The organism is Agrobacterium sp. SUL3 (assembly GCF_001263295.1).
GTDB classification, from domain to species: domain Bacteria; phylum Pseudomonadota; class Alphaproteobacteria; order Rhizobiales; family Rhizobiaceae; genus Agrobacterium; species Agrobacterium tomkonis.
The window spans coordinates 654,415-667,942 of record NZ_KQ414498.1 but is presented as its reverse complement, the minus strand read 5'-3'; the positions used below and the strand labels follow the sequence as shown (position 1 = coordinate 667,942).

Below are 13,528 nucleotides of genomic sequence, written 5' to 3'. Positions count from 1 at the left end.
GTTCGTCTCTCCTTAAATCCCATCCAAATATCTCACTGCCTTCGGCCGGCGGATATCGACGCCACCGACACGGAAGATGCCGGGAACATCGAACTTGATCGGTCCGGTCTGCCAGGGCTGCATGAAGCGGAAGGGCATCGGCAGATGCATCTTCAGGACTTCAGGCGAGCGACGGTAGGCAACCATTCGCTTGGTGCCGCCTGCGCCAGCAGTGTCGAGGTAGCCGAACACGCCGCGGATGGTGAGCGCCTGACCCGTGGTGCGGGTGTAGATGTTGTTGCGCTCGACCCATTCAAGGATCGTGGTCTGGTTCACCGCGTCGATGCGACGGGTGGAGAGGTCCAGCAGCACGGAGTACGGCAGGAGGATAGTGTCCACGATTTCTGCGCCAAGCGTGCCGGTGAACATGCCGGTGATCTGCCCGTTGATGTCGCGGAGAACCTGATCCGGCGTCTTGCTGGCGAATGTCGTCGCCGAACCAGTGCCATCAGCCGGAGCTGTGGTGGCCGTCGGGGTGGACGAGTTCACGAGACCCGTGAGACCCTTCGATGTGTCGCCAACGAAGGCGACGGCATCGATCTTCTCTTCCGCAATGCGGCGCGCCAACGTCGCCTTGTCAGAGGAGAGGTTCATGCCGAGAAGCTGGGCAGTGCCAAGCTCTTCCAGCGTGTAGCCGTAGCCGATTGCGGCCATGCTGACGCTGGTCTCGAACTTTTCACGGGTCAGCTCGACCTTCGGCACGTCCTGCGCGTTGCCGTTGAACCATTCCGCCTTGCCGACACCATCCATGGAGAAGTAGGTGACGGACTGGATCCATTCCGGCGCCGACGTGTCGACCGGGATCAGCGATGCGTACTGGATTTCCTGGTAGCGCATCGCGTAGGCGGTGGGCTCGATGAGCGAAGCCTGCCGGATGAGAAAGCTCATCGCGACCTGCTGAGCGTCGTTCATATGCATGTTCATTGAGATCGCTCCTGTTAGCCGAGACGCAGCACTGCGAGACCGGCACCAGACGTGCTGGTGTCCCACTGTGCGCCTGCGATGAGGGTGTTGGAGGTCGACGTCTTGGAAAGAACGCCGGTAGCCGGGGTGTAGTAGACGGGGTCACCGACGGCCACGGCTTCGGAGGCCTGCACGACGATGACGCCCTTCTTGATGACGGCGACATTGTCATACTGCTCGTACTTGCCGGTCGGGCGGGTTGTATCGAGGACAGCGATACCGGCGAACTTGACGGTCGCTTCCGAGTCCACAACCTGGTTATCGAGCGTGCCCTGCACGCAAACCTTGCCGAAGCCGATACCCTCGACATCTTCCGCAATGCGGGTAACGATGTCGTTCGGCTCCATGTTGGGGATCATGCCCTCAACCCAGCGGGCGTGAGTGGCTGCGTAGGTGGTCTGGATCGCAGGCATTATGCGGCCCCCTTCTGGTTAGAGCCCATCCACGCCGACGTGAGATGATCGGTCATGGCCTTGTGGGCCGTGCTGATGGTGTTGGTGTCGGTCTGCTTGACGCCATCCTTGAGGACCTGCGCAAAGGGATCGGCCGGCTTGACGTCCTTGGCAATCGCCCGGAACATGCCGGTGATCATGTCGTCGGATGCATCCTTGACCATCTCGTCGCCGAGCTTGGACTTGACTGCGGCGCGGCGAAGATCGGCGTCGGAGCCCTTGATCTCGATCTTGCTGTCGATCGCCGTGACGACTTGAACAAGGGTGGCGCGATCAGCAACCAGACGGTCAAGGTCTTCCGGCTTGATCTGGCCGTCCTTGAGCTTCTGGTTCTCGGCCTTGAGGGTGCCGATCTCCTGATCCTTGGCAGCCAGCGCCGCCGTGTGGGCGTTGTTGGCATCAACGAGTTTCGCCGCGGAAGATTCCAGGTCCTTCTGCAGCTTTGCGATAGCCTGGGCGCCCTGATCGGTCGTCTGAACCGACAGTCCGTCCACGACCACAGTTCGAAGTGCTTCAGTCATGTCGACTGTCTCCTTGTCAGTGGTGATAATCGGGGCGGCGCCCCACTTGATCGCACTGTCACCAATGCGAAGCTCTTCCCCGCCGCGTGCCCTGTCGACAATCGCAACGTGATTCATTTTGAAATCGGACATGATGGCGTCGAACTGCTCGCCCGATGGCGTCACACCATCAGCAAACCTGATCTCGGCGCTATAGCCCATGGAAAGCTCGCGCTTGCCGTCCTCAACAGCCTTCAGCGCCTTGGCATCGCGAAGCATCATGGGGACGCGGACGAATTCGCCATCTCGCAGAACGTCGTCGCCCACCTCGCCAACAGCAAGGTCTTTCCATGTCTCGGCATTCACGCCGTTCTTGGGGTGATCGATGGTGACAGGCACACCGGCATAGCTGGCGATGGCGTCCTTCTTGAACACTTCGCTTTCGGGTCGGTAGACCCGCACGATGGCTTTGTCGTTCATGCCTACCTCGGAGCCGAGATAAAGCTGAACGTTGTCTGCACGGGCCACCTTGGCCGAAAGCACGCCATAGCCGTCTGCCGTCCGACGGATAGCCCCGTCGAGCGCAAGTCGATCAGTGAATTGCATGGCTGTTATTCCTCGCTGATGCCCGCTTGCCAGTCTTCCTTGACCTCTGCGGCCACGAAAAAGGCCACCCGAAGGTGGCCGATATTTACTCGAATGTTCCATGGCGCTCTGTGAACCCGAGGCCACTTGCGGCTGCCGCTCGGGCGGCCACCGCTTCTTCGAACGTTTCGAAGTGCCCGATGGTCGTCTCTTTGTAGTTGACCATGAGGCGGGCTCGCCATTTGCCCTTGTCAGGACGCCAATTCACGCCGGTCGCTCCGCTCGTGTTGTTCGACTTGCCTCTGGCATTGCGCTGGTTCAGCGACACGTCAACGTCGCGCAGGTTGCTAATGCGGTTGTCGTGCTTGTCGCCGTTAACGTGGTCAATGTGGCGCGGCGGATGCGCGCCGTAGTGCAAGGCCCAAACTATGCGATGGGCGAGGTACTTCTTGTTGTAGATTGAACCTTCACTATAGCCGTGGCTACCGATGCCAGTGAATGCTTCCCGGCCTGCCAGTCGGTTGTTCCAAGAGGTGGCCCGTCTGCCTGAGGGGTAGGGACCGCCAACGAACATGGATGCAGGGCGCACCAGCCAGAAAAGCTTACCTGTCTCAGGTTCATATCTCAGCAGTTGACGCAAAAGTTCGATTGACGGTAAGTGGCTGTCAGCCATTCTTCGCTCTCCAATAGCGTTGATCGGTTAGGCTCGCTTCGGTGGTGGAACACCTTGGCGAGCCGCCTTAAACTACCAGAAAGCTAGGATTCCGTCACCTTCTCAGACCAGTTTTCGTCAACTTCTCGAAAAATCTCCGGCCCCAGAATGATCTCACCCTGATATGGTTCGACGCTTTCCAGATCAGGAGATTCCGGGTCGTAGCTGATCGTGATGTGGCTCTGGTATTCGGAATGATCCCATGAAGCCCCAGCCGCCTTGATGTTCTCGTGGCGCCAATCGAGTTCAGCAGCCTTGAACAGCAGCACTCGAGCCTCACCGAACTGTTCCATCAAGCGGGGGCCTCCAGCAGCGACCTTCAACTCTCCGGCCCAGCTTTCGCCAACCTTCATCCAGTCCACAGGTGTGCGGCTGTAAGCGATGGTGACATGCATCTCATCGGCTGGAAGCGTGGTCTGAAACCCCTGCCCCTTTGCCCATTTGATCAGATCGGCAGCGTTGACCACCTTGCGCGACACATACAGCGTCCGTGGAGCAGCATCGTTCGCCGCCTGCTGCATCCGGGCCACATTGTTGCTGTTCGCTGCCTGTGCGGCTCCTGCGGCGGCTGCAAGCTCTTCTTCGGTTGGCTCTTGCTCGCCAATCGCGCCGAACTCTTCCACCGCTTCCGCCAGTCCCGGCAGATTACCGTCTTCAACCAGCCGGTTGATGAGCGCTTGCGACACTGCATCTCTCGCGATGATCTCCTGCCCAGTGCCACTGCCGACCAGCGTGCGGGCTCCATCGGCATACATCTTGAACACCTCGGCCCGTTCTTTTTCGGTCTGGGTGTAGAGAGGTGCCCACTGGTAATAGATGGCGGGATCGCGCTTGCCCGTAGCCGAGCGAATACAGACCTCATCGAACCGCCACATGGCAGGGCCAAGCCAGTTGGTCTGCCGCGCGCCGATGTTGTCGTAATAGTTCTTCAGCGTGGTTTCGCCGTTCGATCCCAGGCCGCTTGGAGCGTCTTGCAGGAAGCGCACGAGCGGGATGTCAGCAGCCCCAGCAGCCACCTGAAGGAAGAGCCGCAGCAGCTCAGGGAATTGACCAAAGTTGATGGTCTTCTGCTCCCAGCGTTCTCCATTGCCAGTAGCCCCGGCGCCGTCGCCTTCCAGCAACAGCATGTTGAACATGCTCTTCATGGTGTTTGCGTAGGTGAAGCGCTCGGTAAGCTTCTGCGTCGTCTTTTCGTTCTCCAGATACTTCGACAGATTCGGGATGTAGATCACATCCGTTTTTGCCTCTGGGATCAGTGAGGCCGTATGCTCTTGCGATGACGCCGCATTCTGGATTGCGTCATAGACGATCTGCAGAACGCTATCGCCCCAGACTTCATTCTCCGCGTTGCTCTTGTCGAGGATTGGCGCACCGACAAAGCGGATGACACGCGACGGATGAATATCAACCTGCGCACCGTTGCTGTTGCTGACCGTCCACATGACAGGTTCGCCATAGAACGGCGACGTGATGTCCCGGTTGATGTCGGTGTAGCTGACCTGATCCCGACCTAGAACGTGAACGTATTTCAGCGACCCGATCTTGACGCGGTCAAAGGCGAGTTCTTCATTCGGCAGCCCAGCGCCTTCAATGCCCAGCACAAGCACAGCGCCGCCACGAAGGCGGGCAAGCTGCATGGCCTCATTGACTTTGGCCTGGATGTTGATCTGCGGCGCGCGCTCTGTCCGCTCGATTGCCTCGACAACGGATTCGTCAGCCTGCCACTCGCGCCATTCTCGGGTCATGTCATCTGGGATGATGTCCACGACCTTACGCGCCATCCAGTCAGACCGGTGCATCGCGTTAAGCTGCTGTGCGTCAATGAGATTAAACCCATAGACGTTGGCAGACTTCTTGTCCTTCGAGGTGCCAAGGCCGCTCACGAAGTTCGATAGGCGGTCAAGTAGCATCATCAGACAACATCCAACATTCCATAGTGATAACCGCCAAGCATCAGCTCAGTGATGGCCCATACGAGGGCGTCTGCACGGTCCGGCGAACCTTCGCCGACGTAACCGGACGACGTGAAATTGCACATCTGGTCTTCGAGATCGGGGAACTCCCCAACGTGATGAACGCGGCCTTGTTCATAAAGGGCACTGATCGGCTCTGCTCGGACCGCTTTGCCGCGGCTGGCAACCACCTCTTTGAACGATGCTCGGTTATCTGCAGTCGATACCGTGAACCGGACCATGTCACCGCCGAAGTTGCGTTCGCCGATTATCCGATCGGCTTGATGCCTGTGGTACAGATCAACTGCCCGTCTGCCCCAACCTTCCGGTGACATCTGGCAAGTACCGTCTTCAAGAATGTACCCATGGCCATCAACGCCAAGACCAGCAACGATGATACCGATGTCATCGCCTGTCCCGTCGCCTCGTGTGCCGGATGGGTCAACCGAAACCACTATGCGCTGCATCTCTGGGGCTTCTGTGACGCGCAGGCTATCGATCCCCGGCATCACCTTGCCATCAGGTGCCTTGCGGTCTTCCTGCGCCCACAGAGCACCGTTGACTTCGCTTGCCCACTCGCCAGCTTCGAACCTGAGCCGCTTGGCCGCAGACATTGATGCGAGAACGTCGAAGTATTCCGCCGGCAGGTTGTCTGCGTTGTCGGCAGGGTTCACCTGCATCTCAACGTAGTCTTCTGGCTTCGCCAGTTTCTCTTTCGTGCCGGGCTTCATCTTCGCGCGGAATAGCTGATAGCTCCAATGCAGCTTTGATGGCGGGTTGCAGTCGAAGTACGCCTTGAGCGGCAGATTTTTCCGACCAGTCGCCGCGTATATCTCGGGGCTCACTTCACAGAGCTGCGCGAGACGCGACATGGCAGTTTCGACCGACGCCCACGGTATCTGACTGCTCTCGTTGAAATAGAGCGTCACATACTCTTGCCCGAGGATCTTCTCGACCCGCTCCTTGTCATCTAGGCCCGCGATCCAGACCTGAGAGCCGTTCGGCAGTTCGATATAGAAGTCCGTCTTGTCCGTCTTCACCCGAAGCGCGGGGAAGCATAGCGAGAGAACCTTGGGGATCGTGTCCGACCATACCGATGTCTTGGCGTGGTTGAACCGGAACCTGAATATGACATGCCGAGAACCAGGAGCGTTGATAGCCCGCTGGATGACGGCTCTGACGAGCAAGAACGTCTTTCCGGATCGAGACCCGCCGCGCAGCATGATATTGCGCGCAGGGCTGGCCAATAGCCGATTAGCCTGCCTTTGTTTCTCCGTCAGCGTTGCTATTGCCATGCGTCACAGTTCGGCGTCCTCTGGAGCGATCACGATACGAACGGCGCCACCGCCCTCGCCGGAAATCTGCATGGGCAGAACCTTTCCCAGCAATTGCGCGAACGCCTTGGGTTCTTCCTTCGCAAGGAAGGTGCAGTAGCCGATCAGCCCGTTTTTGCCGTTCTGGTCTTCGCCGGCAGCTTCTGCGGCGCGAATGATTGCGTCTTTCAGCAGCGCAGTCGTCTTGTTTGGCGTGCCTTTCACCCTGCCCTTACCGGCGGCAGGTGGTTTTTCAGCACTTTTCACTTGTTTGCTGGTCATGATGAGCGCCTTTCGGCAAAATTATTCCTTCCGCCCGGTGGCGACTTGGCATTTCGCGATAATGGTTTTCTACGCCGGCAGGTAATACTGCCACCAGAAATCAGATCCGCCGTGCAGATACTGATGCTTTTGGATGCACCGGCGTCTTACCCACCGAAGCCATGCAAAGCGCTGATCGTATGTGCGGACCGGGAACCATGCGAAATGATCGTGCCAGCCACTTACCGGATCGCCAAACATCATCTGCGGGTTTGGCTCCCGCTCTTGCTCGGTGGTGGTCATGGGGTGGAGACACTGATCAGTTGATGAGAACCGTCGGGTTCATGGCGCAAGAGAGTTTCAACGCTGTAATCGCCTGTCCCGTAATCCATGCCTATGATCCGCGGCTTCATTCGAGAGCGGCCTTTGTGCGCCGACATGCAATCTGGCGAGCAATATCGCCCGGTCAGCTCACGGCCTCGGGCTGTCGTTTCCGAACCGCAGTTCTCACAGCGCTTCATCGCTCTCTCCATGTGGGCGGGGGAATGGGGCAAACGGTCGCATCCGGCGCAAAATCGGAACAATACCGCGCTCCGACGGTTCTCCAGCTCTGGACAAGCAAGAAAAACTACTATTTTGCTTACCCAAAGTTAATACGAACGGCGGATTGTCAAAGAGTACGATGATCGCTACGTTTAAAGCGGACTTAACCCGTCCACTAATAAGGAGTACGAACTCATGGCTGAGCAAATCCGCGTAATCGTTCTCAAGGACGAAGACGTGTACGTCGCGCAGTGCCTTGAGATTGACATCGCCGCTCAAGGCAAAACTGCAGACGAAGCAATGGCACGTCTGAGAGTAGCTTTCAGAGCTGAACTCGCTGACGCTATGGAATGCGGTCGGTCTATCAAAGACATTGGCCCAGCACCAGACGCGTTCGCGATGATGTACGATTCCGATGTTGTTGAACGAACCGCATTGGTAGCCTGACACACATATGACCACCCTCGGACATTACAGACATTGGCTCAATAGCGTGGGTGGTCACTGTTCCAGCGGGATCCAATCGGATCCCGTTATTGGTATGGTGCCGGTCACTAAGCTGATTTCCCCAGAGGGAAAACGCGTCATTTTTCCAGGCGACCAAAGTGAAGTCCTGTCTCCCATGTCGATTGATTACCTCGACCGACGCTTGGGCGTCCTTTCCCCATTCAAGTCTCAACCACACTCTTAAATGCCCCACCTTGTTACGGGCGGGGCTGGTGAACGGCCTTGAAGCCGGAGTTTGTATATGCCCCAGAGGCAGGCTCCCGACGGGATTTGAACCCGCGACCTGTGAACCGCATCGCGGCCCAGCGCTCTATCCAGCTGAGCTACGGGAGCCTGTCTATCCTCTGAGGTCTTGAGGACCAAGCCGAAGCTGGTCAACTTAATTACGGGATTTTCCCGTAATTGGCGTCAGGAAGGCCGCTGGCTGGGCGGCGGGCGATGGACGCCAAGTCAGGCCGGAGGCTTGCCGATTGCCGAAGCACAAGGCGAAGCGCAACGCTGCTGCCGTTTCTCCCTGATTTGCTGCGAGAGGCCGAGGCCTCGCACGCATACGCGCTCCCGAGTGTTGGTTATGCCGCCTCGCGCTTTCGAGCATCACGCTGGCGACGGATTTCGTTTCTGCGATCTGCCCAAGAAAAATCCCTGAGTTCGTTGTCAAAGTCACACGCCATCGGTCTTGCGTTTTTATCCATCCAACTCGTCGGCGCGTCTTCTGCGATGTTGATGCTTTTATCGCCGATTTCAGGGGTGTCAGGCAACAGGGTAAACAGGTCGTTTTCGTTATGCTGCAATGGCTTGCGGGAAAAAGCTAACAAAATACGCAAGATAGCCCGCTCTTTTCTGCGTCTGCCTGTCTCCGGGTGGATACCTTGATGCTTGCACCAGTCCTTGAAGATGGCGTTGAGAGCCATGCAGCGTGCCCATGAAATCAGCGCAGTCCGCTCATCCTCATTCGGCACTAGAGAGAGCCATCCCTGCGTTTCCTCCGCCTCGGTAATCTCCCATGGCCTTGGTGCGCGGTTGATGGAATTCCAGAATGCTCTGCGCTCGTCTGCCAGCCTTTCCGATCCCCAACCATTCTTGTCTGCTTGGGTGTACGGCACAGCTACCCACGCGCTGCCGCCACGTCCGGGGCCAACGTGATACAGCTTCTCGATGATCTGCACCGAGCGGATGAAACGTTCTCCGATCTCTCGTCCTGTCATTTCAATCATGCCGATCTCCTGTCATCCAAAAGGTCTGGTTGCTTCGCCATAGCGCCGAACGTCCGCTTCATTCTCTCGTATAACATGCCCACCAAGGCGTGTCGTTTGGATACCACCCCGTCTAGGTCCAAAGCCCAGAACTGTAGCCAGCCCAGCGGGAGAGTGTCGAAGAACGAAAACCAGGCGGTGACGTTATTTGTAACCAGATCCGGGAAGTTCTTCTCGGCCGCCCGGATCATGTCGGAAACGACCCACAGAGACGTCTCGTCAATGAAGCCTTTGTTGTTGGCCGTCTCTGCCAGCGTCATGACCACGAAGCGCGCGTGGTCCTCTCCATGGCGGTTTATGATGCGTTCCAGCGTGACGATTGCCCGTGTCTGCCCGACGGCCGGCATTACATGCGCCGGCACAACTGCAATGCCATGCTCTGCAAATATTGCTTCGGCTGTCGGGTGGCTGGTCATAGATCGTCCCACTCCTTCTTTGCCTTACGCCGCTCGATGCAGCGCACGGCCGATAGGATTGTCGTATGATCCCTGCCCCCGAGGAAACGGCCTATCTGCGGGTAACTCAGGTCTGGGCGTTCCCGCTTTATCGCGTCGATCACAGCGAACCTTGCCTTCACCAGATAATCGTTGCGGCGAGGCCCTTTAATCTCATCCAGCGAAAAGTCGGGATAGCGTTGCAGCACCTGCCGCGCGATCTCGACCATAGCCCGCCTTCTAGGGCGGGTGATGGAGCCTCCCGCATACGGGGTGTATTCACCTTCCCACGTCACAGTGATTTCGGCGTTCGTCGTCACGCTGGACACGCGCAGCAACATGTATTTGCTAGCCTTGCGCGCCGCCGGGGTCGTTCGGGCAATCTTTGGCATCGGCCAGATACCGTTTATGTCCTTGTAGGAGATTGTCACCATCTGGTTCATGCTGCTGCACTCCTCACCATTTCACGCTCCAGCAGATCGCGAGAAGTCGCAAAGTCTGCGTGAAGGATGCCGAACCCGCCCTCGTCGCGCCATGCCTTGATGTTGCGCTCGAAGTCATCGATGAGGATGTCACCACGCGAGTGCATGAACAGAGGCTTGTTGCGGCCGCCCATGACCGGGAGGATGTGGCAGGTGCTGGACAGGTGTTCCCTCACCCATTCGCGCTTCTGGCGCGCTACGTGGGCATAGTTGGACTTGGGGCAAGCCGTCAGGATGATCGGGTTCAGCCAAGATATCCGGTCGAAGAATTCTTTGGCGCCGGGGCACTGCGGCATGTCTCGGAAGTATGAGGGGTGGGCATTGATTGTCTCCCACATGTCGTCATCAAGCATCGTGCGGTGATCGACACCGAACAGGGCCGGGAAATGAGCGTCGAAGTCAGCCATGACGCCATCAAGGTCGAGGTATACGTTTGGTCGCTTCATGCCGGAATCCTTTCAACGCTGATCTCTTTGCCCTTGCTGAAAATCCGCTCTGCCTGGGCTCGGCGTACCTGCTTGATGCTGGCGCCTTCATCGAAACGCTCCCCGCGGATCTCGCGGCCATTCATGAATGCGACGATGTGCTTCAAGCACTCCTCGGCGGCTTCGCCCTTCGTCTGGAACACCTTCGGCTTGTCTCCGGCATCCATGACCGGAGACGGGTGAGCATCACGGCATAGGCGGATCATTGCCCAGAATCCGAAGCCGCCGGGGATGCGATGGGGGTAAGCTGAGTAGCGGTTCATGCGCTTCTTCCGTGGTTCTTGTGAAATCCGAGGATCTTTTCAGCGGCTCGACGGGCCGTGATGGCGTCTTCCTTGGTTGAGTAGAGGCCAAGATGATAGCCTTTGCCGCCGACGTGGATTTGCGCTCGCCACTTGCCGTTATGTCTTTGCGAGACGCCCATCGTGCCGCTGGTGTTATGGGTGGGAATCTTCATATTGCGCTGATTTTCCGCCCGGGTAGCTTCGCGCAGATTGATCCAGCGATTGTCAGTTCGATCTCCACTCACATGATCGATGAATTCTGCAAACCTGCCTTCCACGATGGCAAAGATGATCTGATGTGCCAGGTACCCGCGATCGAATATCCGCCCAACCTTGTAACCTTGGTTGTTCGTGGCCGTGAACGCTTCCTTCCCCGCGAATGCAGCGTTCCAATTCTGAACCAGCGCTTCACTGATCTTCTTATCGCCCGGGTAGAGGTCAATCGTGCGAAGCAGCCAGAAGAGCTTACCAGTATCCGGATCGTACCGGAGCAGTTTGCGTAAAAGATCAGGGTGCATTAGCTGGCCGCCGCGCTGGACTGCGTAACCGGAAAATTCGTTCATCGCGGAAACAACTCCCTGCTATTCTGCGCTCTGGCATACTCCGGTCCAAAGCTGGTGCTTGAGCCGTTCCATTGGATGGGGTTCATGCCGACGCTCCAATCTTGCCTTGAAGCATCGCGAGTATCTCGCAGCTATCGCTATTCATCGTGGCCGAGTGGTAGACGTACCATTTGTCCCACGCCTCCACCCCTTCCGAGCCATCAAACTTGAGCCAGTAGAAATGGCTTTCGTCACGGTTCAACATGAGCGCGTAACCCTCCGGCATAGACCGAATGCCAAGAGATTTGTCCCGGCGCGTCGATCCCAACGCTTCGTGCTCGGAAACCTGAGCCTCTAATCGTTCCTGAATGGTCATTGGATCCATCCGTTTCTCATGGCGATTGCGACCAGTTCAGCCGTTGTTTTCGCGCTTGTTTTCAGACGCGCTCTCTCAAGGAGCCTGTTGAACAGATTGATCGATGTATCGAGCTTGAACGATGCCTGCTTGGCAGTCAGCCCATTGGCAATAGCCTGAACGCATTCGATCTCTCGATCTGTGGGGATTCTTTCAATCATTCGAGCCATCCTTTACGCAGAACGAAGGCGACGAGGCCGTGCATGTTGTGGGTGCCGGTTTTGTCTTTGGCGGCGCTGATATGGCGGTTAACCGTTATGCGCTTGCGATCGATGATGGCGGCTATTTCCTCGCCATCCTTCCCATCAGCCAGCCAGCGAACAATACTGAGTTCGAGTTCGGAGAGCGGGCAATCACACATGCGGCGGCTCCCATACTTCGAGAAGCGATGCGAACCAGCGAGACCCGACACCGCGCTCTTTCTTCTTCCACATATTGATCGACATGATGTGGTCCACATCCTTGGCGATGCAGCGATACCCTTGCTTGGCCAGCTCGTCTGTCACCTGTCGCTGTTTGACGGCGTGGATGAGGTAATCTCTGGGCTTTGGCTGATACGGGATTGATTTTGGCCGATTGGCTGCGTCAAGCCTCGCCTGCTCAGTCCGAACCATGACGGCAAGCTCTGGAGCCTTGGGGCAAAAGCTCTTGCTGGCTTCCTCAATCTTGCCGGCGCGCAGGTTGTTGACGGTATTGAAAACCGCTTCCGCCGAGCAGTCTGCCAGGGCGAAGCAGTAATCCTCCATTGTCCCTCGCTCGTCTGTCACGCCACGCGGCGGCAGAGCGCGCCACAGTACCGTAAGAGCTTCAATGACTGGTGGTCGGAAGTGCGTCTGTGCGTTCATAGTACTTCTCCATCACTTCTCGTCCGAAGTCGGCCATATTGCCGCGCTGGCGCTCTCGCGTCGGCTGCGGATCGTCTGCCCATCGCTCTTGGTTGAGCCATGTTGTCGGATGCGGGATGAATTGTTGCTCTCGGCTCTGGTAATAAGGGATCTGACGATGAAGGCCGGTCATGACCTCTTCAAAGCTGGCGAGCTTAAGGGCTTTTTCGAAGGCCTTACGCGCTGCACCCTTGCCGATCCGGCGGGGGTAGGATTTCCAGAACTGCTCGAATTGCTCGATTTGATTAGGCGTCATTCTGCCACCTCGCTCGCGTCTTCCCATGACAGCGAAACCTTCACCATGCCGTTCTTCTCGACCGGCCCGTGAGGCGTGGCGCTGATGATGAATTTGCTGTCGTCTATGCCTATTGCGTCGGAGATGCCGTCCAGCGCCGCCTTATGGGACGCTATGAGGTTGTCGGCGTCGTAGTGCCGCTTGCTCGGCGGATAGAACGACAGCTTCACGTTGACGGCTGTGGCGTTGATTTTGCCGATACCCGCTTCCATCACGAGGTAATGGGCGGTCCGCTTCGCTGCCTTCTTGGCGCGCGCGACCTGTGCCCAATGGTGTCGAGCGTTTGGCGAAAGGCGATGGTCCGGCCACGGGAGAAAGATTTCTGCTGTTTTCATCCGAACAAATCCCCCTGCATACCTAGGGCAGACATGTACGAGTGAAGAATGGTTTCTTCCTCGATACGCTCGTTGGCGTCCTTCTTGCGCAGGCGGATGATGGTACGGATCGCCTTGGTGTCCCATCCTCGACCCTTGGCCTCGCCGATAACATCCTTGATGTCACCGCTGATAGACGCTTTCTCCTCCTCCAAGCGCTCTATACGTTCGATAATTGAGCGCAGCTCCGCTGCGGCGACCGTCTCTGTATTGTGTCCGATATCAGTCATCGCTGCGCCTTCCTCTTCTCAAA

General features: G+C 57.5%; 21 protein-coding genes and 1 tRNA gene. 1 reads left to right on the top strand and 21 read right to left on the bottom strand.

Annotated elements, in window-relative coordinates:
* Positions 1 to 12: 12 nt before the first annotated feature.
* The 7 genes from AKG12_RS03610 to AKG12_RS03580 form a co-directional block, all read right to left on the bottom strand.
* The gene (locus tag AKG12_RS03610) at positions 13 to 963 is read right to left on the bottom strand and encodes a DUF2184 domain-containing protein (protein ID WP_052817772.1); all 951 of its coding nucleotides are present in this window, start codon (positions 961 to 963) and stop codon (positions 13 to 15) included.
* Between the two features lie 14 nt (positions 964 to 977).
* Positions 978 to 1,415, bottom strand: a complete 438-nt coding sequence (locus tag AKG12_RS03605; protein ID WP_052817770.1) for a DUF2190 family protein — start codon at positions 1,413 to 1,415, stop codon at positions 978 to 980.
* Entirely contained in the window at positions 1,415 to 2,560 is a 1,146-nt protein-coding gene (locus AKG12_RS03600) for a DUF2213 domain-containing protein (RefSeq protein WP_052817768.1), read from the bottom strand. The genes AKG12_RS03605 and AKG12_RS03600 overlap by 1 nt, the downstream gene beginning before the upstream one ends.
* An 85-nt stretch (positions 2,561 to 2,645) precedes the next feature.
* Positions 2,646 to 3,212, bottom strand: a complete 567-nt coding sequence (locus AKG12_RS03595) for an HNH endonuclease signature motif containing protein (RefSeq protein WP_052817766.1) — start codon at positions 3,210 to 3,212, stop codon at positions 2,646 to 2,648.
* Between the two features lie 83 nt (positions 3,213 to 3,295).
* Complete coding sequence (locus AKG12_RS03590; protein WP_052817765.1) at positions 3,296 to 5,164, bottom strand: phage portal protein; 1,869 nt, start codon at positions 5,162 to 5,164, stop codon at positions 3,296 to 3,298.
* The gene (locus AKG12_RS03585; protein WP_052817763.1) at positions 5,164 to 6,498 is read right to left on the bottom strand and encodes a phage terminase large subunit; all 1,335 of its coding nucleotides are present in this window, start codon (positions 6,496 to 6,498) and stop codon (positions 5,164 to 5,166) included. The genes AKG12_RS03590 and AKG12_RS03585 overlap by 1 nt, the downstream gene beginning before the upstream one ends.
* A 3-nt stretch (positions 6,499 to 6,501) precedes the next feature.
* Positions 6,502 to 6,798, bottom strand: a complete 297-nt coding sequence (locus AKG12_RS03580; RefSeq protein ID WP_052817761.1) for a hypothetical protein — start codon at positions 6,796 to 6,798, stop codon at positions 6,502 to 6,504.
* 717 nt (positions 6,799 to 7,515) lie between these two features.
* Between AKG12_RS03580 and AKG12_RS30645 the strand changes: the two genes are divergently transcribed.
* A complete protein-coding gene (locus AKG12_RS30645; RefSeq protein ID WP_052817759.1) occupies positions 7,516 to 7,767 on the top strand; it encodes a type II toxin-antitoxin system HicB family antitoxin in 252 nt (83 codons plus the stop codon).
* A 315-nt stretch (positions 7,768 to 8,082) separates the two neighbouring features.
* Here AKG12_RS30645 and AKG12_RS30120 read toward each other — a convergent pair.
* From AKG12_RS30120 to AKG12_RS03510, 14 genes are all read right to left on the bottom strand, one after another.
* Positions 8,083 to 8,160: transfer RNA gene (locus AKG12_RS30120), tRNA-OTHER, on the bottom strand.
* Between the two features lie 236 nt (positions 8,161 to 8,396).
* Positions 8,397 to 9,041: a hypothetical protein gene (locus AKG12_RS03570; RefSeq protein WP_052817756.1), complete on the bottom strand. Its 645-nt coding sequence runs from the start codon at positions 9,039 to 9,041 to the stop codon at positions 8,397 to 8,399.
* Positions 9,038 to 9,496 carry a hypothetical protein gene (locus AKG12_RS03565; RefSeq protein WP_052817754.1) on the bottom strand — a complete coding sequence of 153 codons (459 nt, stop codon included), beginning with the start codon at positions 9,494 to 9,496 and terminating at the stop codon, positions 9,038 to 9,040. The genes AKG12_RS03570 and AKG12_RS03565 overlap by 4 nt, the downstream gene beginning before the upstream one ends.
* Positions 9,493 to 9,957, bottom strand: a complete 465-nt coding sequence (locus AKG12_RS03560; protein WP_052817753.1) for a helix-turn-helix domain-containing protein — start codon at positions 9,955 to 9,957, stop codon at positions 9,493 to 9,495. Before AKG12_RS03560 ends, AKG12_RS03565 begins: the two co-directional genes overlap by 4 nt.
* Positions 9,954 to 10,442: a 5' nucleotidase, NT5C type gene (locus AKG12_RS03555; protein ID WP_156316024.1), complete on the bottom strand. Its 489-nt coding sequence runs from the start codon at positions 10,440 to 10,442 to the stop codon at positions 9,954 to 9,956. Before AKG12_RS03555 ends, AKG12_RS03560 begins: the two co-directional genes overlap by 4 nt.
* Positions 10,439 to 10,744 carry a hypothetical protein gene (locus tag AKG12_RS03550; protein ID WP_052817751.1) on the bottom strand — a complete coding sequence of 102 codons (306 nt, stop codon included), beginning with the start codon at positions 10,742 to 10,744 and terminating at the stop codon, positions 10,439 to 10,441. The genes AKG12_RS03555 and AKG12_RS03550 overlap by 4 nt, the downstream gene beginning before the upstream one ends.
* A complete protein-coding gene (locus AKG12_RS03545) occupies positions 10,741 to 11,328 on the bottom strand; it encodes an HNH endonuclease (protein ID WP_052817749.1) in 588 nt (195 codons plus the stop codon). The genes AKG12_RS03550 and AKG12_RS03545 overlap by 4 nt, the downstream gene beginning before the upstream one ends.
* Positions 11,329 to 11,410: 82 nt before the next feature.
* Complete coding sequence (locus tag AKG12_RS03540; protein WP_052817747.1) at positions 11,411 to 11,683, bottom strand: hypothetical protein; 273 nt, start codon at positions 11,681 to 11,683, stop codon at positions 11,411 to 11,413.
* Positions 11,680 to 11,883: a helix-turn-helix domain-containing protein gene (locus AKG12_RS03535; RefSeq protein WP_052817745.1), complete on the bottom strand. Its 204-nt coding sequence runs from the start codon at positions 11,881 to 11,883 to the stop codon at positions 11,680 to 11,682. The genes AKG12_RS03540 and AKG12_RS03535 overlap by 4 nt, the downstream gene beginning before the upstream one ends.
* Entirely contained in the window at positions 11,880 to 12,083 is a 204-nt protein-coding gene (locus AKG12_RS03530; protein ID WP_052817744.1) for a helix-turn-helix transcriptional regulator, read from the bottom strand. Before AKG12_RS03530 ends, AKG12_RS03535 begins: the two co-directional genes overlap by 4 nt.
* Positions 12,076 to 12,567 carry a hypothetical protein gene (locus AKG12_RS30115; protein ID WP_156316023.1) on the bottom strand — a complete coding sequence of 164 codons (492 nt, stop codon included), beginning with the start codon at positions 12,565 to 12,567 and terminating at the stop codon, positions 12,076 to 12,078. Before AKG12_RS30115 ends, AKG12_RS03530 begins: the two co-directional genes overlap by 8 nt.
* Positions 12,530 to 12,862, bottom strand: coding sequence for an LvrA C-terminal domain-related protein (locus AKG12_RS03520; protein ID WP_052817741.1), 333 nt, complete (start codon positions 12,860 to 12,862; stop codon positions 12,530 to 12,532). Before AKG12_RS03520 ends, AKG12_RS30115 begins: the two co-directional genes overlap by 38 nt.
* On the bottom strand, positions 12,859 to 13,236 hold the full coding sequence (locus AKG12_RS03515; RefSeq protein ID WP_052817739.1) for a RusA family crossover junction endodeoxyribonuclease: 378 nt from the start codon (positions 13,234 to 13,236) through the stop codon (positions 12,859 to 12,861). The genes AKG12_RS03520 and AKG12_RS03515 overlap by 4 nt, the downstream gene beginning before the upstream one ends.
* A complete protein-coding gene (locus AKG12_RS03510; RefSeq protein ID WP_052817728.1) occupies positions 13,233 to 13,505 on the bottom strand; it encodes a DUF2312 domain-containing protein in 273 nt (90 codons plus the stop codon). Before AKG12_RS03510 ends, AKG12_RS03515 begins: the two co-directional genes overlap by 4 nt.
* Between the last annotated feature and the right edge of the window lie 23 nt (positions 13,506 to 13,528).